Genomic DNA, 24,219 nt, shown 5'->3' with positions numbered 1-24,219 from the left:
ATAAGAGGCCGCGCCAGCACGTGGGAACTCCCTTGCGCTGACGCGGCCGATCCTATCCGCGCCGTATTACTGCATTACTGCACGTTGGCGCCGACCACCGAATCCCAGCTCTTGGTGATCGCTTCCTTGGCCGCGCCCTGCTCGTCGAGCGTCGGGAAATAGGCCTTTTCGTAGGCAGCGGCCGGCGGCAGCTTGTCGAGCATTTCCTGCGGCACCTTGCCATTCTTCACCAGATCGTTGAAGCGGATCGGGTGGCAGTAGCCCTTCAGCCAGCCAAGCTGACCTTCGTCGGAATAAAGATATTCCATCCACAGCTTGGCGGCGTTCGGGTGCGGCGCGTAGGCGCTGATTGCTTGGACGTAGACGCCGGCCAGCACCGTGCTGCTCGGCACCACGACCTCGACCGGCGGGTTGCCCTTCAGCGTGTCGCGGTCGGCCAGCGCCAGATAGTCCCAGCGGATGATGATCGGAGTTGAACCCTGCGCCAGGCTGGCGGCCTTGCCGATGACCGGCACGAAATTGCCGGACTTGTTGAGGTCGGCGAAGAATTTGAGGCCAGCTTCCCCGGCTTCGGCACCGGCCTTGGCACCGGTCGACATGCCGGCGCCGTGGACGCCGATGATGGCCGCGTTCGAGGAACGCGGATCGCCGGCAAGGGCCACGGAGTTGGCATATTCCGGCTTCGTGAGATCGGCCCAATCCTTGGGCACGTTCTTCACGATGTCGGTGTTCACTTCGAAGGACAGCACGCCGTAATAATCGCCGTACCAATAGCCGTCGGCATCCTTGGCGCTGTCGGGGATCGAATCCCAGGTCGCGACCTTGTAGGGCTGGATGAGGCTTTCGGCCTTCGAGGATGGACCGAAAGCGAGGCCAACATCGATCACGTCCGGCGCCTGCGGGCCCTTATTGTCCTTGTTCGCCTTGATCGCTTCGATTTCGTCGCCCGAACCGGCGTCGGGGTTGAGTTCGTTGACCTTGAGGCCATACTTGGCCTTGAAGCCTTCGATGAGGCCGCCATAGCCGCACCAATCGTGCGGCAGCGCGATCGTGGTCAGTTCGCCCTCGGCCTTGGCGGCCGCGATCAGATCTTCCATCGAATCGGCGGCGGCGAAGCTGGTCATGAGCGCGGTCGTCGACATCAGCGTCGCCAGCGACACGGCGACGGATTTAAGAGCGACTGAGCGCGTAACGGATTTCATTGGTACCTCCCAAGGTCCATAAAGATGATCTCTCAAGTGGGTTTCTTATTGTGATGTCATATAAACTTCACTTGACAGTGCTTCACTCTGATTAGGCCATGTTCGATTGTCAAGGTGACCGAAAGTGAAACGAAAGCCCAAACCCACGAAGCGCGCTTAAAGCACGCCATTGATGACGGTTTTGTGAAAGCCCCGCGCTATCGCGATGCGCCAAGCCCTACCGCGCCGTTTGGGATTTATTACCGGCTTTGGCCGATCCCATGACCAAAGCCGGTAACTGGCGGACCTGACTGTTACTGCACGTTGGCGCCGACGACGGCGTCCCACTGCTTGGTGATCAGTTCCTTGGCGGCCTTCTGCTCGTCGATCGTCGGGAACACCGCGCGCTCGTAATCTTCGGCCGGCGGCAGCTTGTCGAGCATTTCCTGCGGCACCTTGCCATTCTTCACCAGATCGTTGAAGCGGATCGGGTGACAATAGCCCTTCAGCCAGCCGATCTGGCCTTCGTCGGAATAGAGATATTCCATCCACAGCTTGGCGGCGTTCGGATGCGGCGCGTAGGCGCTGATGGCCTGCACATAGACACCGGCCAGCACCGGGCCTTCCGGCACGACGACCTCGACCGGCGGGTTGTTCTTCAAGGTGTCGCGGTCGGCCAGCGCCAGATAGTCCCAGCGCATGACGATCGGCGTGGTGCCTTGCGCCAGGCTGTTGGCCTTGCCGCCCACGGGCACGAAATTGCCGGCCTTGTTGAGTTCGGCGAAGAAATCGAGGCCCGCCTTGCCGGCATCCGCCCCCGGCTTGGCGCCGGCCGCGAGACCCGCGGCATAGATCGACATGATGGATTCGTTGCCGGTACGCGGATCGCCGGAGAGCGCCACCAGGTTGGCGAATTCCGGCTTCATGAGATCGGCCCAGGATTTGGGCGGATTCTTCACCATGTCGGCATTCACTTCGAAGGCCATGACGCCGTAATAGTCGCCATACCAATAGCCTTCCGCATCCTTGGCGCTGTCGGGGATCGAATCCCAGGTGGCGACCTTGTAGGGCTGGATGAGGCCTTCGGCCTTCGAGGACGGGCCGAAGCCCAGGCCCACATCGATCACATCCGGCGCCTGCGGGCCCTTATTGTCCTTGTTCGACTTGATCGCCTCGATCTCGTCGCCCGACCCGCCATCGGGGTTGAGCTCGTTGATCTTGAGGCCGTACTTGGTCTTGAAGTTCTCAATGAGTTCGCCATAGCCGCACCAGTCGTGCGGCAGCGCGATCGTGGTCAGTTCGCCTTCCGCCTTGGCGGCGGCAACCAGGTCTTCCATCGAACCGGCGGCAGCGAAGCTGCTCATAAGCGCGGTCGTCGACATCAATGTCGCCAGCGACACAGTGATGGAACGCGTAACGGATTTCATCATCAATCTCCCGCAATCTAATTGGGCCGGTGCCGCGCGGCAGCCGGGCCAGGACGCAGCTCTGAAACTGCGGGGTGGCTTAGATCACGCGGGCCATGACGCTTTCATGAAGCGGCCATGTCAGTCCTGCGATGCCGGTCCAGGATTTGGGCGATCCAGGTTTCCAAGGATCGCGGCGGGTGGTGCTTGGCGGAACCCCATGCCAGCGTCTAGGATGCCGCCGGATTCCGTCCCGCTCTTCAACTGAGGTAGCCGTTCAATGTCCGCCCCGCGCAAGGTTCTGTTCATTTCGGCCGATCAATGGCGCGCCGAATGCCTCTCGGCCCTCGGCCACCCCACGGTAAAGACGCCGCATCTCGATGCGCTGGCGGCCGATTCGGTGCTGTTCAAGCGCCACTTCACCGTGACGGCACCCTGCGGTCCGGCGCGGGCCAGTCTCAATACCGGCCTATATCTGATGAACCACCGCTCGGGGCGCAACGGCACGCCGCTCGACGCGCGCCATACCAATGTGGCGCTCGAGGCGCGCAAGATCGGGCTCGACCCCACTTTGCTGGGCTACACCGATACCAGCGCCGACCCCAGGGGGCGGCACCCCAACGACCCCGCCCTCAAGACCTATGAAGGGCCGCTCAACGGCTACCGGCCGACCATGATCTTCCAGGATTACATGGCGCAGTGGATGAGCGATCTCAAGGCCAAGGGCTATCGGTTCGAGGGGCGCCACGACGTCTATCAGCCCAAGCCAGGCTTCGAGAAGCCCGCGGATCGCGGGCATCGCTTCATCCCGACCATCTTCAAGTCGCAGGACAGCGATACCAGCTTCATGGCGGACCGCATCCTCGACTGGCTGGGCGACCGCCAGCATGATGACTGGTTCCTGCATTGCGTGTTCCTGCGGCCGCATCCGCCGGTGATCACGCCGGAACCCTATAACGCGATGTACAAGCCCGAGGACGTGCCCTTCCCCAAGCGCAAGGCGACGCCGGAGGAGGAGGGCAGACAGCACCCGCACTTGAAGACCATGATCGGCAAGTTCGCCAAGCCCAGTTCCTATGACGAGCACAATCCCAATAATCTGGTCACCATGTCGGACCTTGAGCTGCGGCAGATGCGCGCCTGCTATTACGGCATGATGAACGAGGTCGACGATGCGGTCGGACGCATCATCGCGCATTTGAAGAAGACCGGCGAATACGAGCATACGCTCATCATCTTCACCTGCGACCATGGCGAGATGGGCGGCGATCATTACACCTGGGGCAAGGAAACCTATTTCGACCAGAGCTTCGCCATTCCGCTCATCATCCGCGATCCCCGCGACCTCGCCGACGGAACACGCGGCACCATCGTCGATGCCTTCACCGAATCGGTCGATATCATGCCGACCATCCTCGACTGGCTGGGCGCCGAGATTCCGGCGCAATGCGACGGCCGTTCGCTCACCGGCTTCCTCACCGGCGAGGCGCCGGCGCGCTGGCGCGAGGAAGCGCATATGGAAATCGACTTCCGCTCCGGCCCCTATGGCGGCATCGATGCGGAACGCGCCTTCGGGATCGACACGCACGATTGCCAGATGGCGATCCTGCGCGGCAAGCGCTGGAAATACGTGCATTTCGCGGCCCTGCCGCCACTGCTGTTCGATCTCGAAAACGACCCCGATGAGATGAACGATCTCTCCAGGGATCCAGCGCATGCCGGCGTGATGCTGGAAATGGCGCAGAAAATGATCTCCTGGCGCCTCAGGCATCAGGAGCATGTCCTGACCGATCTCCATAACGGACCGAATGGCGTGGAGGATTGGGGAAAGAAACAGCGGGGATAGAGTCTCACCCCCGCCCTGCCCTCCCCCTGAAGGGAGAGTGTTCTCGGAGCGAGACATGTCGCTCATCAAGCGCGGCGCCAAAGCCCCTCTCCCTTCAGGGGGAGGGGTTGAGGTGGGGGCGCTTCAGAACGGCGTTGGGTCGACGAAGCGCTTCACGACATTCTCGGTCAGGCGGCTGACATTGTTGTCATAGCCGTTGAAGGCCAGCGACCCGCCATAGGAGATGGAGCCGGTCGAGAAGACGGCGCCGCCATTGGGCGTTTCGAAGAACATCATGTCGCAGCGCACGCGCGGATTGGTGTCGCCGTTGACGGCCGAATGGGTGTGGTTCATTTCCTCGTTCACCCAATGATAGCTGTCCGGGAAATCGGTCGCGGCCGCCACGATGAGGGCATGGGGCGGGGTGCCGAGACGCGCATCGGCACGGTCGATCTCCCAGCCGGCGGCACCGCCGCCCACCGTGCCGAAATCGCCGATCGGCTCGAAGCCCAGCCCGTCGAACATGAAGGCTACGCGCGGGTCGCGGCTTTCGTCCGTGCGGTGATAGGGCACGGCATTGACGAAGCCCTGGGCCGCGAAGGCGTTGCCGACCAGCATGTTGGGCGGGCGGCCGTTCCTGACCCAGAGGCCGGACATCTCGCCGGTGAAGCTCATGAAATATTCGCCGGCTTCGGAGAACCAGGCGCGCATGCCATCCTCGGCGCGACGGTGTTCGATGACGCCGGGCAGGCCCGCATGATAGGCGATGCGCCAATAGAAGCCGTTGGCGCCCATATACATCAGGCGCCCGCCGCCATTGGTATAGGCCTGCAGCGCATCCAGCATCGCCTTCGAATAATATTCCGGATGCGTGCCGGTCATGACGCAGCGATAGGGCTTCAGGCATTCGACGCCTTCGGCATGGAGATCGTCGTCGGTGATGACGTCGTAGGGAATGCCCAGCTTCTCCAGCCAGTCGGTGAGATGCGTGTCGGCATTGAACTGCCACAGATCGGTCTTCGGGCGCATGTTGAGAATGGGCCTGAGATGCGATGAATAACAGACGCCGCTGCCGTCGGTATGCTCGTCATAAACCGACAAACCGAAAGTCTCATGTTCCTCGAGATAGCGGTCGGCCTCGCTCATGGTGGCGAACTTGCAGCTCGAGAGTTCCTCGAACCACCAGGAGGAGATCATCTGATGGTTGGCATAGGCGAGATAGGAGGCGGTGGGAATGAGGAGCGCCAGGGGCGCCGTCGCCGTGCCGCGCGGGGGGCGCACGAAGAAGGGGATGAAATCCTCGGTCTTCCGGCCTGAGGCATCCTTCTGCCAGACATGGGCGCAATAAATGCCCGATTTCAGCCCGTCCGGGACCTCGAACGAAATATCGGTGCGCCAGCCGCAATCGTAGAGATCGTCATCGTGGAAATGGATGGCACCATAATGTTCGGGCTTCGATTGAAAACTGAAATCCGACGAATCCCAGTTCCAGCCGGTCATGGCGCGCGTTGGCAGGTTGATGGTGCGTCCGTGATGGCGGTTGCCCGAAACGTCCGAGACCTTGACCGTCGGGATGCCGCGCGAGAAATCCCAGGCCGCCACGACATGCTGGGCCAGTTCGACATCCAGCGGCAGGTCGCGCAGGCGCTCGATTTCCGCAACCTTCAGGGCGCGCGCCGAGACGCGGGGGCCGTCGATCTTGCCGTTGAAATGGGCGGCGGCGAATTTATCCTCGTTCCAGGCGGCGATCAGGAAGCGCCCGCCCTCGCCCACCGGCTCGGCCAATGTATGCGTCGCGCTGACCGATGGCGCCATGCCGTGATAGGCGAGCATCATGTTATGGCCGATGGTGACGCGGCCGGTGCCGGCATCGAACACGGCATAGACTTCGTACCAATGGCGCCCGAGCAATTTGACGCCGGTCGAAACCGGGGCATTCCCGCCGGCGCGGAAGGCAAGGCAGCCGCTTTCGTCGATATAGAGGGCATAGCCGGAACCGTTCGCCGCATCGTAATTGCCGAGGATCGCCTGCGGCGCGCCGTTGCCGGGCAGGGTCGGCCAGATCATCGCCTGGAGCGTGAAATTGGCAAGGTCGAAAGGCTGGCGGGCGGTCACCCAGACATAGGAGCCCGCCATGATGCGCTGCTGGCGCGCGGGGTATGTGCCGTCGAGAGCGCTGTCGATCTTTTCCGCCTTGAAGCCTGGACCTTCGGGCGAATCGTCACCGCAGATGAGGCGGATGAGCCGCGCCTTGAACTTGCCCTGCAAGGGGGCGCTCACCTTGAATTCGACCACGTCGCCGGGCACGGCGCTCAGGCGGTCGGTATAGCCGAGAATGCGTTCGCTCATGATGCTGGGACTCTTACTGGATGGGGCCTATTGAATCGGGCAGGGCTGGCCGGTGACTTCCTGGAAGCGCGCCCGGAAGCAGGCCCAGACGGCGGCGGCGTAGTCGGTGAAGACCATGCTGTCGTCGGTCTCGACCTTCATGCCGCGCTTGGATCCCATGCGCCCCAACCGCCATTCGCGGTAGGGCTCGGTGCAGACAATGATGGTGCGTCCGCGTGCATGGCCCCAACGCAACAATTGCAGCATCTTCTGCAGATCGGCACTGTGGGGCCCGAAAGGCGCCGCCTTGAACTGGCTCGCCAGCGCAGTGCTGGCGGCACTGCTTGGATCAATCTTAATCATATGACTATCCCCCATCGCCGCCACCCCATGCGGCGACGCGCACCCTATTTTCGGTGCGTATAACTATCATATAGGGCCATGAGGCCGGCTGTCGAGGAATCGGCCGGGCCACCTTTGCCGGCGAGGAGCGCGTTCGCCATCTCCTTGCCCAGTTCCACGCCCCATTGGTCGAAGGGGTTGATATCCCAGATGGTTGCGGCGACGAAGACCTTGTGCTCGTAGAGGGCGATGAGCGCCCCCAGGTGATAAGGATCGAGGACGGGAAGCAGGAGCGTGGTCGATGGCCGGTTGCCGGGGAAAGTGCGGTGCGGGGCGAGGAACGCCACCTCCTGCGCCGATTTGCTGGCGGCTTTCATCTCGGCACTCACGGTCTCGGCCGACTTGCCGAAGGCGAGGGCCGCCGATTGCGCCAGGCCATTGGCGAACAGCATCTGGTGCTGTTCTGGAAACGCCGAGCGGTCGCGGGCCGTGAGGATGAAGTCGCAGGGCACCGGTTCGGACCCCTGATGCAGCATCTGATGAAAGGCGTGCTGGCCATTGGTCCCGGCCTGGCCCCAGATGACGGGCGAGGTCTGCCAGGTTACGGCCGCGCCAGCGCGCGTCACGCGCTTGCCATTGCTCTCCATTTCCAATTGCTGGAGATAGGCGGGAAGACGCCACAGATCCTGCGCATAGGGCAGGATGGCCTGCGACCCATACCCACAGAAATTGCGATGCCAGACCTGCAACAGGCCCATGATGACCGGAAGATTCTCTGAAAATGGCGCCTCGCGGAAATGCCGGTCAACCGCCGCCGCGCCGGCAAGCAGGTCGCGGAACTTATGCGGGCCGACGGCGAGGATGATGGAAAGGCCGATCGCCGACCACAGCGAATAACGACCGCCGACCCAGTCCCAGAAGCGGAACATGCGCCTGGGGTCGATGCCGAAAGCCTTGACCGCCTCGATATTGGTGGAGACGGCGACGAAATGCCGGTCGACCGCCGCCTCGCCCAGTTTGCCGGCAAGCCATTTCCGCGCGGCCCTGGCATTGGCCATGGTCTCGGCAGTCGTGAATGTCTTCGAGGCGATGATGAACAGCGTCTTTTCCGGGTCGGCCCGGCTCAGCACCAGGTCGAGATGCGCGCCGTCGACATTGGAGACGAAATCGAGCTGCAGCTTGCCACCGATATCCGGGCGCAATGCATCGACGATGAGAGCCGGCCCCAGGTCGGATCCGCCGATACCTATATTGACGATATGGCGAATGCGCTTGCCGGTCGCTCCCTTGAAGGAGCCGCTGCGCACTTCGTCGGCGAAATCGCACAAAGCGTCCAATTCGCGCGCAACCGGCGGGGCCACATCCTTGCCGTCGATGGCGAAGCCCAGGCCTTCGCCGCCATATGCCGCCGGCGCGCGCAAGGCCATGTGCAAGGCCGGGCGGTCTTCGGTGTTGTTGATGCGTTCGCCGCCGAAGAGACGACTGCGCGCGGCCTCAAGGCCCGATTCCCGGGCGAGGCCGAGCAGCAGCCCCATGGTGACGTCGGTGACGCCGTTCTTCGAATAATCGAGCAGGATATCGCCAAGGCGCGTGGAGAAATTCCTGAACCGCGTGCCGTCGCTGGCGAACAGCTGCGAGAGCGTGGCGCCCTGCAGACTGGCGTGATGATCCTTGAGCGCTTTCCAGGCAGAAAGTTCGGTCGGTTTCGTCATGTCACCACATCCGGTTGGGCACGGCCGGAGATACGTTTGATGCCGATAATATCCTCGGCCTGGCCGATGAGTTCGGCCAGCGCCACCTGCGCATCGAGATGAAGGTCAGCCGTGCGCGGCGCGAAACGCTCGATATAGAGGCGCAAGGTGGCGCCCTCGGTCCCGGTGCCGGAAAGACGCAGCACCAGGCGATCGCCATTGCCGAAGATCAGCCGCACGCCCTGTTTCTCGCTCACCGAATTGTCGATCGGATCCTGGTAGCGGAAATCGTCCGCGAGTTCGATGCCGTGCCGCCCCTCGAGATCGGAAAGGCGACCGCGCAGGCCGTTCATGATGTCGTTGGCCTTGGCGCTGTCGAGCGCCTCGTAATCGTGGCGCGAATAGTAATGCCGGCCGAAACGCCGCCAATGGGCTTCCATGATCTGCGGCACGTTCTTGTCGGTCGCCGCCATCAGGTTGAGCCAGAAGAGAACGGCCCAGAGCCCGTCCTTTTCCCGCACATGGTCGGAACCGGTGCCGTAGCTTTCCTCGCCGCAAAGGGTCACGCGGTCGGCGTCCAAGAGATTGCCGAAGAATTTCCAGCCCGTCGGCGTCTCGAAGCTTTCGATGCCCAGCGCCTGCGCCACCGCATCGGCGGCGCGGCTGGTCGGCATGGAGCGAGCCACACCCTTGATGCCCTTGGCATAGCCCGGAATGAGCGTCGCATTGGCCGCGAGGACCGCGAGACTGTCGCTGGGCGTGACCGCGAGCTTGGGCCCCAGGATCATATTGCGGTCGCCGTCGCCATCGGACGCCGCACCCAGGGCCGGTGCATCCGCGGCCCAGAGCCTGGCCATCAGTTCCTCGGCATGGGCCGGGTTCGGATCGGGATGATGGTTGCCGAAATCGAGTTTCGGCACGGCGTTGATGACCGAACTTGCCGGGGCGCCGAGGCGCTTCACCAGGATCTCGGTGGCATAGGGACCGGTCACGGCATGCATGGCGTCGAAAAGGATGCGGTTGGCCTTCAGCCACGGCCGCATGCGGCCGAAATCGAACAGCTTCTCCATCAGCGCCGCATAATCGGCGACCGGATCGACAATTTCGACGGTGAGCGACCCAAGCTGTTGCGTGCCGGGCCGGTCGAGGTCGATGGTGCCGGCGCTTTCGGGTAGAATATCGTAGCCGGAGAGGCGCTGCGACACGGCGAAGATCGCCTCGGTCACCGATTCAGGGGCCGGGCCGCCATTGCCGACATTGTATTTGATACCGAAATCGCCCTCCGGACCGCCGGGATTGTGGCTGGCAGAGAGGATGATGCCGCCCTTGAGTTGGCGCGCCCGGATGAGATTGCTGACGGCGGGCGTCGAGAGGATGCCGCCCTGCCCCACGACGATTTTCGCGATGCCGTGTGCCGCCGCCATGCGCAGAATGATGGCGCTGGCTTCGCGGTTGAAATAACGCCCATCGCCGCCCAGCGCGATCGTGCCGCCCTTCAAATCGCCGGCACCGTCGAAGATCGCCTGCACGAACATGGCGAGATAGTGCGGTTCGGCAAAACGCTTCACTTTCTTCCTGAGACCCGACGTGCCGGGCCGCTGGTCCATGAAGGGCGGGCAATCGATATGCCGAGGGGCGATATGCTGGGCCGGTACCGCCATCAAACTCATCCTTTTCTCTCCGCCATGATCTTCGCCCGTGTCTCGGAGACCGCGTTGGCATGGGCATCGAAACCTTCGTAGCGCGCCAGCACCTCGGCGGCCTTGGCCAGGCCCGCGAAGCCCGCCGGCGTCACCTGCGCCACCGTGGCGCGCTTCATGTAGTCGAACACCGACAGCGGCGACATGGTCTTGGCCCAGCCGCTGGTGGGCAGCACGTTGTTCGGACCGATGACGAAATTCGCCAGCGTGTTGGAGCTGTTCTCGCCCAGCAGGATTTCGCCCGCATTGCGGATCTGCCCCAGATGCGCATAGGGCTCCTTGGCGTGAATCATCAGATGTTCGGGGGCATAATCGTTGACGAAATCATAGGCGGATTGGAGATCTGGCGTCAGCACGATGCCGCCGCGCTCGGATGACAACACGGTGAGCGTGTAATCGATCCGCGTTTCGCTCATCTGCCCGAAGAAACCGGGAATGGCCTTGAGTGCCGCCTCGGCCACGTCGCGCGAGGGTGTGACCAGAAAGCCCGATGAATCCGGACCGTGCTCGACTTCGACCAGCAGGTCGAGGGCGGCCAGGCGACCGTCCGCCGTCTCATCGGCCAGCACCAGCGCTTCGGAGGGGCCGGCCAGCATGCCGGGATCGATGCGCTCGGCCAACAGCTTCTTCGCGGCGATGAGATAGGGACTGCCCGGCCCCACGATCTTGAGGCAGCGCGGCACGCTCTCGGTCCCATAGGCGGCGGCAGCCACCGCCTGGGCGCCGCCGACGCGATAGACCTCGGCAACGCCGGCCAGTTCGGCGGCAATGAGCGTCGCCGGGTCGGCGCGACCATCGGCGCCGGGTGGCGTCAGCAGGATGACGCGCTTGGCACGGGCCACCACGGCGGGGATCGCCGTCATCAGCGCCACCGACGGAAACGAGCCCTTGCCGCGCGGCACGTAGCAGGCCACGGAATCGATCGGCGACCAGCGCTCGCCGGCAAAGACGCCGGGGCGCATTTCCTTCAGCCACATGTCCTCGGGCATCTGCGCCTGGTGATAGCGGCGGATATTGTCGGCGGCGAATTCGAGTGCGGCCACGACCTCGGCAGAAACCCGGCCCCGTGCATGAACGAAATCTTCTGGCGGCGTGCGGATGGCGTCGAAGCCTGCCGGCGCCCCGTCGAAGCGCTGCGCGCAGCGGATGAGGGCGGCGTCGCCCTCGGCCGCGACGGCGGCGACGATCGGCTTCACCGCCTCGGTGAATGTGTCGAGATTCTCCTCGGAACGCACCAGCAGGCGGGCGCGGGCGGCTTGGTCCATCTTGGACAAGTCATGGAAGCGGATGGGGCGGTCACTCGCGATGGGGGACATGGTGGGAAGGAATCCGGAAATTACCGCGGCCTCGAAGGCGGGCGGCACAGCTTAACCAAGCCATGCCCGGGCTTTCCACCAAGAAAACGATGCAGTGCAGCAAAAGCTGGGCTCCAGCGTCGTTCGGCCAAGGTGCCGCGAAAAAAATCGCCCAACCGCAAGAGGAAGCGGTTGGGCGCGTGGGCCGATCTCGGCAGGGGTTCCCTTTCGGGGGGTAGGTCCGGCTGGGTTCACCAAAATCGACCGACCAGGATGCAACGTTAAGCAAGTATGGGGCTAAACCAGTTGGGGCCGGCAGTCTGAGGGCAAGTGACTATCGCAGGGAATAATAATGGATGCGCGCTAGGCGAGGACCGAAAGACGCGAACGGGCAGGGCCGATGCGCGAGCGGAAATGAAGGCGCGAACGCCACAGCAGGCGCGATCGTTCCAAAAGCCGCGAGCGGAACGAGACCGGGCCAAGCCAGGCCGGCGTCATGGCCAGCGCGATGACCCAGGTCACCAGTGCCATCGCAACGATCGTCTCAATCATGGCCATTTCCTCCCACGGTCTTGGGCCAACCTCCGAGTGCCAAGCTACGGGAGCGCTCCGACCGATGCCGCCGACAAGCCGGTGACCGGCGTGACAAGACTGTGACCCCATATTTGCATTTTAGGACAATTCGTTAGACCTGATTCGCCATTCCACCGGAATGAGGTGGGGTGCAAGGCATTGAGGCCCGGCCGCTTGTGATCTGGCTAGACCCCGCAATTGTCACTGCGACAGCAGATAGCCGGTGCCGGCACCCGCAGCGCCGCCGATGAGCGCGCCCATGCCCGCCGAGCCGCCGCTCAGCGCGCCGATCGCGGCACCGCCAGCGGCACCGATGGCGCCGCCGGAAAGCGTGCGCTGCTGGGTCTGCGACATGTTTGAGCAGGCGCCGAGGCTGGCGAGCAGCAAGCCGGCGGCGGCAATAATGCGGAGGCTTTGGCCGGTCGGGGTTCGTAACATCGCTATCTCCTGTTTCAATCGTCGACGCCGGACCGAACGGGGGAAAACGGAAATAGTGCCCGAGGACAGGCGTCACAAAGCCGTGAATAGATATTCATGTAGATATTTCAGGTGCTTAGAAGGCATCTTGCCGGTTCGGGAAAATCCGGCTAGGTGACAGCGCATGAATGGCAGGGCCGCGGCCCTTTTGCGCCGGAAAAGGCCGCCCCGGGGCGGGTGGCGCGATGCCAAAGCAGGTTTTCAGGAATTCGAGATCATGAGCAAGAGCCAGCCGCGCGTCGGCATCGTCAGCCTGGGCTGTCCCAAGGCGCTGGTCGATTCCGAACGCATCCTCACGCAGTTGCGGGCAGAAGGGTACGACATCTCGGATTCCTATGCCGGGGCCGATGTCGTCATCGTCAACACCTGCGGCTTCCTCGATTCCGCGCGGACGGAAAGCCTGGATGCGATCGGGGAGGCCTTGCACGAGAACGGCAAGGTGATCGTCACCGGATGCCTTGGCGCCACACCGGATCTCATCCGCCAGCAGCATCCCAAGGTGCTCTCCATCACCGGGCCGCAGCAATATGAGACGGTGGTGAACGCCGTCCATGAAGTGGTGCCGCCCAAGCACGACCCGTTCCAGGATCTGGTGCCGCCGGCGGGGCTGAAGCTGACGCCGCGCCATTATGCCTATCTGAAGATATCGGAGGGCTGCAACAATCGCTGCACCTTCTGCATCATCCCCGCCCTGCGCGGCGATCTCGCCTCGCGTCCGGCGCGCGAAGTGCTGATCGAGGCCGAGAATCTGGTGAAGTCCGGCGTCAAGGAATTGCTGGTCATCAGCCAGGATACCAGCGCCTACGGCGTGGATATCAGATATGCCGAGAGCAAGTATCAAGGGCGCATGGTCAAGGCGAAGTTCCTGGACCTCGCCCGCGAACTGGGATCGCTCGGCGCCTGGACACGGCTCCATTACGTCTATCCTTACCCGCATGTCGACGAGGTCATTCCGCTGATGGCCGAAGGCATCGTGCTGCCCTATCTCGACATTCCCTTCCAGCATGCCAGCCCCCAGATCCTCAAGGCGATGAAGCGCCCGGGCAATCAGGAGAAGGTGCTGGAGCGCATCAAGAAATGGCGCGGGATCTGCCCCGACCTCACCATCCGCTCGACCTTCATCGTCGGTTTCCCCGGCGAGACCGAGGCCGATTTCGACTATATGCTGGATTGGCTGGAGGAAGCGGAACTCGACCGCGTCGGCTGCTTCAAATACGAACCTGTCGACGGTGCCAAGGCCAACGATCTGGGCCTCGAACAGGTCGATGAGGATGAAAAGCACGACCGCTGGGACCGTTTCATGGAAACGCAGCGCGTCGTCAGCGAAAAGCGGATGGCAAGGAAGGTGGGCCGCACGCTCGACGTGCTCATCGACGAGGCCGACAAGGTGCAGGCGATCGGCCGTTCCGCGGCCGACGCGCCTGAAATCGACGGCCAGGTGTTCGTCTCAGGCCTGGGCAAGAAGCGCCTCAAGGCCGGCGACATGGTCAAGGTCAAGATCGAGCGCGCCGAGGATTACGACCTCTGGGGCACGCTGGCCGGCTGATCCCCTCCAGCGTCGAACGCCCCGCCCGCGGCCAGGTTTGCCGCGCGGCCATTGCAAGGGGGACGGGATGGACGTGGCGGAATTCCGGCGCGGGAAGGATCGCCCATCTCCTTGGCCCTTCGGTCAAATTTTCATTGCAGATTTGTGATCGCGGTATAGCCTAGCGGGCGGCACGGGTGCTGGGGAATGCGCCCGGTATGTGCTTGTGGGATGCAAGAATAATAGATCTCAAACCTGGAGGCTCTCGATGAATATGCTTCTGAAGGCCGGCGCTGCCGGTCTCGCTTTGGTCTTGGCCAGTGGCTTTACCGCCGCCCAAGCCAAGACACCCAAGGATACTCTGGTCATGGCCTGGGTCTTCGACGACATCATTTCGCTGGACCCGGCGGAAATCTACGAATTCTCCAGCTCGGAATACATGGCCAACACCTATGACCGCCTGGTCGTGCAGGACCTCGCCAAGCCGGGCGAGGTGAAGCTGCAGGCGGCTGAGAGCTGGTCCGTCTCCGACGACGGCAAGGTGTTCAGCTTCAAGATCCGTCCCGGCATCAAATTCGCCTCCGGCAACGAGATGACGGCGGAAGACGCCGAATTCTCGATGGAGCGCTATGTCCTCCTCGCCAAGAACCCGTCCTTCATCATGAATCAGTTCGGCCTGAAGCCGGAGAACGTCAAGGACATGGTTCGCGTGAAGGACGCATCGACCGTCGAGGTCGAGCTCGATGCCGCCTATGCGCCGAGCTTCTTCCTCAACTGCCTGTCCTATACATCGGCCGTGGTCGACAAAAAGGAGGCCATGTCGCATGAAGCCAATGGCGATCTCGGCTACGACTGGCTGCGCACCAACTATGCCGGTTCCGGCCCGTTCGTGCTGAAGGGCTGGAAGCCCAATGAATCGCTCGTCCTCGAAGCCAATGAGAGCTACTGGGGGGGTGCCCCGAAGATCAAGCGCGTGCTGGCCAAGAACGTGACCGAAAGCGCCACCCAGCAGCTGCTGCTGCAGAAGGGCGATGTCGACATGGCGCGCAACCTGACCGGCGATCAGCTCAAGGCCATTGCCGGCGACAACAGCGTCACCGTCGCGGCGACGCCGAAGGCGACCCTGTGGTATATGGGCCTCAACACCACGAACGAGAACCTCGCCAAGCCGGAAGTCCGCCAGGCCATGAAGTACCTGGTCGATTATGACGGCCTTGCCAATACCTCGTTCAAGAGCATTGGCATCAAGCACCAGACCTTCCTGCCGGAAGGCCAGCTGGGTGCCGATAACGAGACGCCGTTCACCTTCGATCTCGCCAAGGCCAAGGAACTGCTGGCCAAGGCCGGCGTGCCCGACGGCTTCAACATCACCATGGACACCACCAACAAGACCGAGACGCGGCTTCTGTCCGCCTCGATCCAGAACACCATGGCGAAGGCCGGCATCAACATCATCATCAAGCTGGCGGACAACAAGACCACGCTGACCAAGTACCGCGCCAGCCAGCACGACATCTATATCGGCCAGTGGGGTTCTGATTACCAGGATCCGCATTCCAACGCCGAAGGCTATCTGATGGCGCCGCTCGCCAAGCGGAACGTCTGGCAGCTGCCGGAAAACGAAAAGGCCGTTCTCGCCGCCCGCGACGAAAAAGACAGCACCAAGCGTGCGGCCATGTACATGGACCTGCAGAAGCAGGCGCTGGAGGACAGCCCCTACATCATCATGTTCCAGCAGGTCGAAACCGCGGCCATCCTCAACAACGTGAAGGGCTTCATTCTCGGCCCGACCTTCGATCTCAATCTCTATACGAATGTGACGAAGGAATAAGTTTCCGCTGATGCGGAATCCTGTCTGCTATCCGTGGATATCCCTCCCCCCTCAGGGCAGGGCAATCGCATGTGGCATTCTTAATCGCGTGTGGCATTCCTTAGGCGTCATCCCCGGGCTTGACCCGGGGATGACGAATTGGGGTGCATGCGATAGCCCTGCCCTGAAGGAGGGAGGGGCCTTGGCGCAGTCTTGCGGCTATCGCGTGCCGCAATCGAATAGAATAAGAACATGCTGATCAAATCACGCCGCCTGCGCGGCCTGCTGCGCACCCTGGCGTCCGTTCTGACGACCCTTTTCGGCCTTTTGCTGGTGACCTTCGTCATCAGCCGGCTGCTGCCCGCTGACCCGGTCCTTGCCATTGTCGGCGATCATGCGACCGAAGAATATGTAGCGCGCGTGCGTGAACAGCTCGGCCTCAACAAGCCTATCCTCGTTCAATTCTGGATCTATTTTTCCAACGTCCTCCAGGGCGATCTCGGCCAGTCGATCCGCACCAGCCAGCCAATCGCCCAGGAACTGATGAACGTCTTCCCGGCGACGCTGGAACTGGCGACGCTGGGCACGATCATCGGCATCATCCTCGGCATTCCGCTGGGCGTGCTGGCGGCGGTCAAGAAGGATACGCTGGTCGATCATGTCGTCCGCTTCCTCGGCCTCGTCGGCTACTCGGTGCCGATCTTCTGGCTGGGGCTGATGGGCCTCCTCGTCTTCTATGCCAAGCTCGACTGGCTGCCCGGCCCCGGGCGCCTCGATTTCGGCTACGAGGATATGATCACGCCGGTCACCGGCCTGATGACCGTGGATACGCTCATCGCCGGCGACATGGACCTCTTCAAGAATGCATTGGGCCATCTCATCCTGCCGGCCAGCCTCTTGGGCTATTTCAGCCTCGCCTATATCAGCCGCATGACGCGCTCATTGATGCTGGGCCAGCTCAGCCAGGAATACATCCTCACGGCGCGCGTCAAGGGCGTGTCCGAGGCGCGCATCATCTGGAAGCACGCCATGGGCAACATCCTGGTCCCGCTCATCACGGTGATCGCGCTCTCCTATGGCAATCTGCTGGAAGGCTCGGTGCTGACCGAAACGGTCTTCGCCTGGCGCGGCCTTGGCCTCTACATCACGGATTCGATTTTCGGCCAGGACATGCCGGCGGTCATGGGCGGCACCATCGTCGTGGGCGCCATCTTCATCATCATCAACATGCTGACCGACGTGGCCTACCGGCTGCTCGATCCGCGCGCGAAATAAGGGAGGAGACGCATGATTTCCGCTTCCTTCCGCAACTGGCTGCTGAGCGATGTGCCGGATTCGCGGTTCCAGGCGCGCATGGGCCGCTTCTATCTGGGCTGGCTGACTTTTGCCAAGAACCCGCTCGCCATGCTGGGCCTCTTCATCCTGATCCTGCTGATCGTCATGGCCGTGTTTGCGCCCTGGATCTCGCCGCACAACCCGCTCTCGGGTGAATTGCAGGACCGGTTGCTGCCGCCCAGCGGAAGATTCCTGCTCGGCACCGATGAGAATGGCCGCGATATCTTCAGCCGTATCGTCTTCGGCGCCCGCACCACGCTCTACATCATCGGCCTCGTCGCCGTGACGGCGGCGCCGATCGGCCTCCTCATCGGCACGACCGCCGGCTATCTGGGCGGCTGGGTCGAAACCACGCTGATGCGCCTCACCGATGCCTTCCTCGCCTATCCGAAGCTGATTCTCGCTTTGGCTTTCGCGGCGGCCCTGGGGGCGGGCCTTGAAAACGCGGTACTGGCCATCGCGCTCACAGCTTGGCCGCCATATGCGCGTATCGCCCGCGCCGAGACCCTCACCGTGCGCAACAGCGATTATGTCGCCGCCGCGCGCATGACGGGGGCGGGATCCTTGCGCATCCTTTTCGGCCATATCATGCCGATGTGCATCCCATCGCTCATCGTGCGCGTCTCGCTCGACATGGCCGGCATCATCCTCATCGCGGCCGGTCTCGGCTTCCTGGGGCTCGGCGTCGCCCCGCCGCAGCCGGAATGGGGCTCGATGGTCTCCGAAGGCCGCTCGCAGATTCTCGAGCAATGGTGGGTCTGCACCTATCCCGGCATCGCCATCTGCATCGTCAGCCTCGGCTTCAACCTGATCGGCGACGGCCTGCGCGATGTCCTCGACCCGCGCGGCAAGTAAGGACCGGCAAGCATATGACCGACACACCCGTCCTCGATGTCCGCAACCTCAATGTCCGCTTCGACACGCCCAAGGGCATTTTCCATGCGGTGAAGGATGTCAGCTTCACCATGGGCCGCGAGAAACTGGCCATCGTCGGCGAGTCCGGTTCCGGCAAGACACAGACCGGCCGCGCCATTCTGGGGCTGACCCAAGGGCATATCACTGCCGACAGGATGGCCTTCCACGGCACCAGCCTGCTCGGCCTCTCGCCCTCGGCCTGGCGCGAGATTCGCGGCCGGCGCATCGCCATGGTGATGCAGGACCCGAAATATTCGCTCAATCCGGTGATGAGCATCGGCGATCAGCTGATCGAGGCCGGCAGCCGCCTCCTGGGGCAGGCCGGCGCGCGCCAGCGCGGCCTCGAAATGCTGGAAGCGGTGAAGATCCGCGATCCGATGCGCGTCTTCAAGGCCTGGCCGCATGAGCTTTCCGGCGGCATGGGCCAGCGCGCCATGATCGCCATGATGCTGATGGCCGAACCCGAACTGCTCATCGCCGACGAACCCACCTCGGCGCTCGACGTCACGGTGCGCCTGCAGGTGCTGGCGATCCTCGACGATCTGGTCAAGACCCGGGATATGGGCCTCATCTTCATCAGCCACGATCTCAACCTGGTGCGCACCTTCGCCGACCGCGTCCTCATCATGTATGGCGGGCGCGTCGTCGAAGAACTGCCGGCGCGCGATCTCAACAAGGCGACCCATCCCTATACGCGCGGCCTCCTCGCCTGCGCGCCGGAAGTCGACCGGCCGGCCAAGCGGCTGGCGACGCTCAACCGCGATCCGGCCTGGGCTGAAGTGCCCGGGGCTGTGCCATCGGCGGGAGCCGCGCGATGATCGATATCCAGAACCTCTCGGTCGTTTTCGGCGAGGTCGATAACCGCGTTGTCGCCGTTGACCGGGTTTCGCTGAGCGTCCGGGCCGGCGAGAGTTTCGGCCTGGTGGGTGAATCCGGTTCCGGCAAATCGACCATCCTGCGCGCCGTGGCGGGCCTGGTGAGCAGCGCCCATGGCACGATCAGCATCGAGGGCAGACCGCTGGGCCACAAGCGCGACAAGGGTTTCTACGCCCAGGTGCAGATGGTGTTCCAGGATCCGTTCGGGTCGCTCCATCCCAAGCACACGATCGACCGCATCCTCACCGAGCCGCTGGTCGTCCATGGCATCGCGGACCGCGAAGCCAAGGTCCGCGCCGTTCTCGACCAGGTCCAGCTTGGCCCCACCTTCCGCTTCCGCTATCCGCACCAACTGTCCGGCGGCCAGCGCCAGCGTATCGCCATCGCCCGCGCGCTCATCCTCAACCCGCGCGTCATCCTGCTGGACGAGCCCACGTCGGCGCTCGATGTCTCGATCCAGGCGGAAATCCTCAATCTGCTCGACGATATCCGGACCCAGCTTGGGGTGACCTACCTGCTGGTCAGCCACGATCTGGGCGTGGTGGCGCATATGTGCGACCGCTTCGCCGTGATGCGGCAGGGCAAGCTGGTCGAGGTGGCGGAGAGCAAGGATCTGTCGTCCGGTGCGCTGGCCCATGCCTATTCGCGCCAGCTGCTGCTGGCCAGCAAGGGCTATGACCGCGCGGTGATCGACGCCTTCGCGGACGTGTGATGGGACAAGAAAACCTTATCTTTCATATAGATGGAAGGATAGATCCAGCTCCGCGGGGCAGCCCCGTCCGGATTGGGCTTGAACGGGCCTTAATCCTGCTTTATTTCATCCGCCATCAGCGATGAAACCGCGACGAATCCGGCGTCAGGCCCTTGGCTTGGCGCCGAAATTCCGGCTAGTCGCCACATGGATCCAAACTGAAAGAGACACATGTCCAAAGAAGACGTCATCACCTTTGACGGCACCGTCACGGAGATGCTCCCGGACCTGCGTTATGTGGTGCAGCTCGATAACGGGCACCAGACCCTGGCCTATACCTCCGGCAAGATGCGCAAGAACCGCATCCGTATCCTGGAAGGCGACCGGGTCACCGTCGAAATGACCCCTTACGACCTCACCAAGGGCCGCATCACCTTCCGCTTCAAGGACGAGCGCCCGAACACCGGTACGGGCCCGCGCCCGGCCCCGTTCAAGCGCCGCCACTAAGCTCGATCAGGGGACCGGCCGGCGCTTCTTGCTGGCCGGCTTCAGTCCCCGCGCCTTGAGGGCCGCCCAGGCCTCGGCGCCCGTGTTGACGATGTCGAAGATTCCCATGTCGCCGACCTCGATGAGGCCGCTGTCGATCATGGCGTTGAAGTTGATGACGCTGTTCCAGTAATCCTCGCCCACCAGCACGACCGGGGTCGGCGACGCCTTTTGCGTCTGCTGCAGGGTCAGGATCTCGAACAGTTCGTCCATCGTGCCGAAGCCGCCGGGGAACACGGCCAGCGCCCGGGCCCGCATGGCCAGATGCATCTTGCGCATCGCGAAATAGTGAAAGCGGAAGGTCAGGTCCGGCGTCGAATAGGCGTTGGGTTCCTGCTCGCCCGGCAGCGTGATGTTGAAACCGATCGAAGGGGCGCCCGCCTCATGGGCTCCGCGATTGGCCGCTTCCATGATGCCGGGACCGCCGCCGGTCGCGATGACATTGTCGCGCTGGCCGTCGACGGGTTTCATGGCGCCGCCTTCCTCGGAAACCAGCCGGGCGAAGCTGCGCGCTTCCTGGTAATAGCGCGACCAGGCGCCGAGCTTTTCGGCCTGTGCCCGCGCCTCACCGGGGGCCGCGGCCGCGACGCGCGCCGCCGCCAGTTCGGGCGAGGGGATGCGCGCCGAGCCGAACACGATCACCGTCGAACGCACCCCCCAATCGCGCAGGGTCAGATCCGCCTTGGAATATTCCAGCGCGAAGCGCAGGCCGCGAAGCTCGTCGCGGTTGGCAATGAAATCGGTATCCTGTACCGGCAGCAGATAGCTAGGCGCATTGCGCTGCAGGGAATTGTCGGGGCCTTTGGGGTCGCTCATGATGGGCACTCAATCGGTCGAATCTTGACCGGATCATGCCCTCTGGCGGGCCATTTGTCCCAACGTTTTGTCCCTTGGGCGGGGCAAGGATCAATGGCTGCACGGCACCGTGGCGGGATGGTACAAGAGGGACCGCTCTCGCCCTCCGTTTCCGAGCATGCTCATGAACGATGCCACGGCCACCCTGATCGAGCAGATGCTGGCGCGCGTCCGGGCCGGCTTGCCGGCCCATGACCATGTTCCTCATCTCAGGCGCTGGCTCGACTTCAACAACCATCGTTTCGGCCCCGTGGTGGCGGCACCGCTGGGTCGCGACCATGTGGCGATCCTCGATGCCAGTCTCGCCCCGGAAAGGCTCAGCCATCCCAGCCGCGATGGCGGCGGGAATTTGACCGCATGGTGGCGCGCGGCGGCGGCGCGCGTGGCCCCGCGTATCGGCATCGGCCGCTATGCAGAAGATCGCGGCATCTACGACCATCCCGGCGAGCCGCGCGACGAGAACCCGCGCAGGATCCACCATGCCATCGACATTTTCCTCGCCGCCGGAACGGAAATCCTCTGCCCCTTTCCGGGCACGATCGAGGATTTCGGCAACGATACCGAACGGCACGGCTTCGGCGGCATTCTGATCCTGCGGCATGAGACCGATGAGGGTGCGCCTTTCTGGACCTTCTATGGCCATCTGGCCCCGGCCGGCCTCGCCGCGCTGGAACACGGCCAAGGCGTTGCGCCGGGTGCCGTCATTGGCCGGCTGGCGGCGGAGGCCGAGAATGGCGATTGGCCGCCGCACCTCCATTTCCAGCTGATGACGCATCTGATGGGCTGGAAAGCCGCGCAAGTCATCGGCCTTTCCTGGGCCGGTCAATGGGAATTGTGGCGCGAGATCTGCCCCGATCCCAACATCATCCTGGGCATCGGCGCCGAATGCGCGGCACCCGTCGCGCGCGGCAAGGCGCAGTTGCTGCGTGAAAGGCGGCGCCATCTCGCCCCCTCCTTCAGCCTCGCTTACGCAGCGCCGCTGAAGATCGTGCGGGGGTCAGGCTGCCATCTTTACGATGAAACCGGAAAAGCCTATCTCGACATGGTCAACAATGTCGCCCATGTCGGCCACTGCCATCCGCGCGTGGTCGAAGCGGCCGGCCGGCAGATGCGTGAACTCAATACCAACAGCCGCTATCTGCATGACAATCTGGCGACCTATATCCGGCGCCTTGCCGAAATCCTGCCGCCGGAACTGTCGGTGATCTATCTGGTGAATTCCGGCAGCGAGGCCAACGATCTGGCGCTGCGCCTGGCGCGTGCCCATACGCGCGCTCGCGATGTGGTCGTGGTCGACCATGCCTATCACGGGCACCTCAGCAGCCTGATCGATATCAGCCCTTACAAGTTCGACGGCCCCGGCGGCGAGGGCCGCCCCAGCCACACCTGGGTCGCCGAGATGCCAGATCCTTATCGCGGGCGCCTGCGCGCTGGCGAGAGGGAGATAGGTCCGGGCTATGCCGAAAGCGTCGCCACGCTGGTGATGGATATGGTGGCTTTGGGCCGCAAGCCGATGGCCTTCATCGCCGAATCCATTCAGGGCTGCGGTGGACAGATGCCGTTCCCGCCGGGCTATCTCGAGGCCGCCTACCGAGACGTGCGGCGGGAAGGCGGTCTTTGCATCGCCGACGAGGTACAGGTCGGCTTCGGGCGCGCCGGGACGCATTGGTGGGCCTTCGAAACGCAAGGCGTCGTCCCGGATATCGTCACCATGGGCAAGCCGATCGGCGCCGGCCACCCCTTGGCCGCCGTGGCGACGCGGCCGGAGATCGCGGCCTCCTTCGCCAACGGCATGGAATATTTCAACACGTTCGGCGGCAATCCGGTTTCGGCCGCGGTGGGCCTCGCCGTGCTCGATGTCATCCGCGACGAGCGTTTGCTCGCCAATGCCCGCGCGCGCGGCGCGCAGCTCATGGAGGGTCTGCGCGGCCTCGCCAGGAAGCACAGGGCCATCGGCGATGTGCGCGGGATCGGCCTTTTCATCGGCGTCGACTTCGTCAAGGACCGCAAGACCCTGCAGCCCGACGCTGCCATCTTGGCGCAAGCGATCGAAGCGATGAAGTCGGCGGGTATCCTGCTGTCCAGCGAAGGACCGCACCACAATGTGCTGAAGATCAAGCCGCCGCTGGTCATCGATGCGGCGGCGTGCGCCCATTTCCTGGGCACGCTTGATCGTATCTTGCACGATCTCGGTCTCTAGGAGGCGATCATGACCTTTCCCATCGAAAGCTACTCCTCCTTCGGCGAGGACCGCCTGATCCTGAAATTCCTCGCCAAGCAGCCGGCCGGGTTTTACGTCGATGTCGGCGCCCATGCGCCGATCGATTACTCGAACACCTACGCGCTCTACCGGCGCGGCTGGCGCGGGCTTGCCATCGATCCGGATCCGGAGGCGATCGCCGCCTTCGGAAAAGAGCGGCCAGAGGATATCACCCTGCAGGTGGCTGTCGGCAGCAAGCCCGGCAAGGTGACCCTCCACCTCTTCAACGACCGCTCGATGAACACGGTGGACGACACGCTGTTCGAAAAGACCCTCGACAATCCGCGCAAGCGCCATCAGGGTGACATCGTGGTGGAGCGCCGGACGCTGGCCAATATCCTGGCCCGTCACGTGCCGCCGGGGCGGCAGGTCGATTTCCTCAATGTGGACTGCGAAGGCGCCGATCTCGACGTGCTGCGCTCGAACGATTGGGCGCGCTTTCACCCTCGTCTGGTCGCGGTCGAGGATCTGGAACTGGATCTTGAGCGGGTGACCGAAAGCCGCATCTTCCGCTTCCTGCGCCCGCTCGGCTACCGGCTCGTCTCGCACCTCCACTACACATCTCTCTACCGCCTCAGCTGAGTGCCG

At 63.3% G+C, this 24,219-nt stretch carries 20 protein-coding genes; 10 read left to right on the top strand and 10 right to left on the bottom strand.

Annotated elements, in window-relative coordinates; all coding sequences use genetic code 11:
- Positions 1 to 74 precede the first annotated feature (74 nt).
- Both ACE3TY_RS11765 and ACE3TY_RS11760 read right to left on the bottom strand, forming a co-directional pair.
- A complete protein-coding gene (locus tag ACE3TY_RS11765) occupies positions 75 to 1,202 on the bottom strand; it encodes an ABC transporter substrate-binding protein (RefSeq protein WP_374653227.1) in 1,128 nt (375 codons plus the stop codon).
- A gap of 293 nt (positions 1,203 to 1,495) precedes the next feature.
- Positions 1,496 to 2,611 (bottom strand): ABC transporter substrate-binding protein, encoded by a 1,116-nt coding sequence (locus ACE3TY_RS11760; RefSeq protein WP_374653226.1) that lies wholly within the window; start codon positions 2,609 to 2,611, stop codon positions 1,496 to 1,498.
- Positions 2,612 to 2,867: 256 nt separating this feature from the next.
- On the opposite strand from ACE3TY_RS11760, the gene ACE3TY_RS11755 reads away from it, so the two are divergent.
- Positions 2,868 to 4,433 (top strand): alkaline phosphatase family protein, encoded by a 1,566-nt coding sequence (locus ACE3TY_RS11755; RefSeq protein ID WP_374653225.1) that lies wholly within the window; start codon positions 2,868 to 2,870, stop codon positions 4,431 to 4,433.
- A gap of 123 nt (positions 4,434 to 4,556) precedes the next feature.
- On the opposite strand, the gene ACE3TY_RS11750 is transcribed toward ACE3TY_RS11755, so the two are convergent.
- The 7 genes from ACE3TY_RS11750 to ACE3TY_RS11720 all read right to left on the bottom strand — a co-directional run bounded on the left by ACE3TY_RS11750 (position 4,557) and on the right by ACE3TY_RS11720 (position 12,779).
- Positions 4,557 to 6,761, bottom strand: coding sequence for a N,N-dimethylformamidase beta subunit family domain-containing protein (locus ACE3TY_RS11750; protein ID WP_374653224.1), 2,205 nt, complete (start codon positions 6,759 to 6,761; stop codon positions 4,557 to 4,559).
- 27 nt (positions 6,762 to 6,788) lie between these two features.
- Positions 6,789 to 7,103 (bottom strand): hypothetical protein, encoded by a 315-nt coding sequence (locus tag ACE3TY_RS11745; RefSeq protein WP_374653223.1) that lies wholly within the window; start codon positions 7,101 to 7,103, stop codon positions 6,789 to 6,791.
- Positions 7,104 to 7,147: 44 nt separating this feature from the next.
- Positions 7,148 to 8,794 carry a glucose-6-phosphate isomerase gene (gene pgi / locus ACE3TY_RS11740; protein ID WP_374653222.1) on the bottom strand — a complete coding sequence of 549 codons (1,647 nt, stop codon included), beginning with the start codon at positions 8,792 to 8,794 and terminating at the stop codon, positions 7,148 to 7,150.
- Positions 8,791 to 10,434, bottom strand: coding sequence for an alpha-D-glucose phosphate-specific phosphoglucomutase (locus tag ACE3TY_RS11735; RefSeq protein WP_374653221.1), 1,644 nt, complete (start codon positions 10,432 to 10,434; stop codon positions 8,791 to 8,793). Before ACE3TY_RS11735 ends, pgi begins: the two co-directional genes overlap by 4 nt.
- Before the next feature lie 5 nt (positions 10,435 to 10,439).
- Positions 10,440 to 11,738: a histidinol dehydrogenase gene (hisD, locus tag ACE3TY_RS11730; RefSeq protein WP_374653220.1), complete on the bottom strand. Its 1,299-nt coding sequence runs from the start codon at positions 11,736 to 11,738 to the stop codon at positions 10,440 to 10,442.
- Between the two features lie 393 nt (positions 11,739 to 12,131).
- Positions 12,132 to 12,320 carry a hypothetical protein gene (locus tag ACE3TY_RS11725; protein ID WP_374653219.1) on the bottom strand — a complete coding sequence of 63 codons (189 nt, stop codon included), beginning with the start codon at positions 12,318 to 12,320 and terminating at the stop codon, positions 12,132 to 12,134.
- Between the two features lie 222 nt (positions 12,321 to 12,542).
- The gene (locus ACE3TY_RS11720) at positions 12,543 to 12,779 is read right to left on the bottom strand and encodes a YMGG-like glycine zipper-containing protein (RefSeq protein ID WP_374653218.1); all 237 of its coding nucleotides are present in this window, start codon (positions 12,777 to 12,779) and stop codon (positions 12,543 to 12,545) included.
- A 256-nt stretch (positions 12,780 to 13,035) separates the two neighbouring features.
- On the opposite strand from ACE3TY_RS11720, the gene rimO reads away from it, so the two are divergent.
- The 7 genes from rimO (at position 13,036) to infA (ending at position 20,477) form a co-directional block, all read left to right on the top strand.
- Complete coding sequence (rimO, locus tag ACE3TY_RS11715) at positions 13,036 to 14,364, top strand: 30S ribosomal protein S12 methylthiotransferase RimO (RefSeq protein WP_374653217.1); 1,329 nt, start codon at positions 13,036 to 13,038, stop codon at positions 14,362 to 14,364.
- Positions 14,365 to 14,611: 247 nt separating this feature from the next.
- Positions 14,612 to 16,174, top strand: coding sequence for an ABC transporter substrate-binding protein (locus ACE3TY_RS11710; protein ID WP_374653216.1), 1,563 nt, complete (start codon positions 14,612 to 14,614; stop codon positions 16,172 to 16,174).
- A gap of 231 nt (positions 16,175 to 16,405) precedes the next feature.
- A complete protein-coding gene (locus ACE3TY_RS11705; protein ID WP_374653215.1) occupies positions 16,406 to 17,428 on the top strand; it encodes an ABC transporter permease in 1,023 nt (340 codons plus the stop codon).
- A 12-nt stretch (positions 17,429 to 17,440) separates the two neighbouring features.
- Entirely contained in the window at positions 17,441 to 18,343 is a 903-nt protein-coding gene (locus tag ACE3TY_RS11700; protein WP_374653214.1) for an ABC transporter permease, read from the top strand.
- A 14-nt stretch (positions 18,344 to 18,357) separates the two neighbouring features.
- The gene (locus ACE3TY_RS11695; protein ID WP_374653213.1) at positions 18,358 to 19,221 is read left to right on the top strand and encodes an ABC transporter ATP-binding protein; all 864 of its coding nucleotides are present in this window, start codon (positions 18,358 to 18,360) and stop codon (positions 19,219 to 19,221) included.
- Positions 19,218 to 19,991, top strand: coding sequence for an ABC transporter ATP-binding protein (locus tag ACE3TY_RS11690; RefSeq protein WP_374653212.1), 774 nt, complete (start codon positions 19,218 to 19,220; stop codon positions 19,989 to 19,991). Before ACE3TY_RS11695 ends, ACE3TY_RS11690 begins: the two co-directional genes overlap by 4 nt.
- 210 nt (positions 19,992 to 20,201) lie before the next feature.
- Entirely contained in the window at positions 20,202 to 20,477 is a 276-nt protein-coding gene (infA, locus tag ACE3TY_RS11685; protein ID WP_374305740.1) for a translation initiation factor IF-1, read from the top strand.
- Between the two features lie 6 nt (positions 20,478 to 20,483).
- On the opposite strand, the gene ACE3TY_RS11680 is transcribed toward infA, so the two are convergent.
- Entirely contained in the window at positions 20,484 to 21,332 is an 849-nt protein-coding gene (locus ACE3TY_RS11680; RefSeq protein ID WP_374653211.1) for an LOG family protein, read from the bottom strand.
- 163 nt (positions 21,333 to 21,495) lie between these two features.
- On the opposite strand from ACE3TY_RS11680, the gene ACE3TY_RS11675 reads away from it, so the two are divergent.
- Both ACE3TY_RS11675 and ACE3TY_RS11670 read left to right on the top strand, forming a co-directional pair.
- Positions 21,496 to 23,571 carry an aminotransferase class III-fold pyridoxal phosphate-dependent enzyme gene (locus ACE3TY_RS11675; RefSeq protein ID WP_374653210.1) on the top strand — a complete coding sequence of 692 codons (2,076 nt, stop codon included), beginning with the start codon at positions 21,496 to 21,498 and terminating at the stop codon, positions 23,569 to 23,571.
- A 9-nt stretch (positions 23,572 to 23,580) separates the two neighbouring features.
- On the top strand, positions 23,581 to 24,213 hold the full coding sequence (locus tag ACE3TY_RS11670) for an FkbM family methyltransferase (protein WP_374653209.1): 633 nt from the start codon (positions 23,581 to 23,583) through the stop codon (positions 24,211 to 24,213).
- The last annotated feature ends 6 nt before the right edge of the window (positions 24,214 to 24,219 follow it).

The organism is Dongia sp., from assembly GCF_041918875.1.
In the GTDB taxonomy this organism is placed as follows: domain Bacteria; phylum Pseudomonadota; class Alphaproteobacteria; order Dongiales; family Dongiaceae; genus Dongia.
Note: the sequence above shows the minus strand (reverse complement) of the source record. Positions and strands in the feature narration are given on the sequence as shown.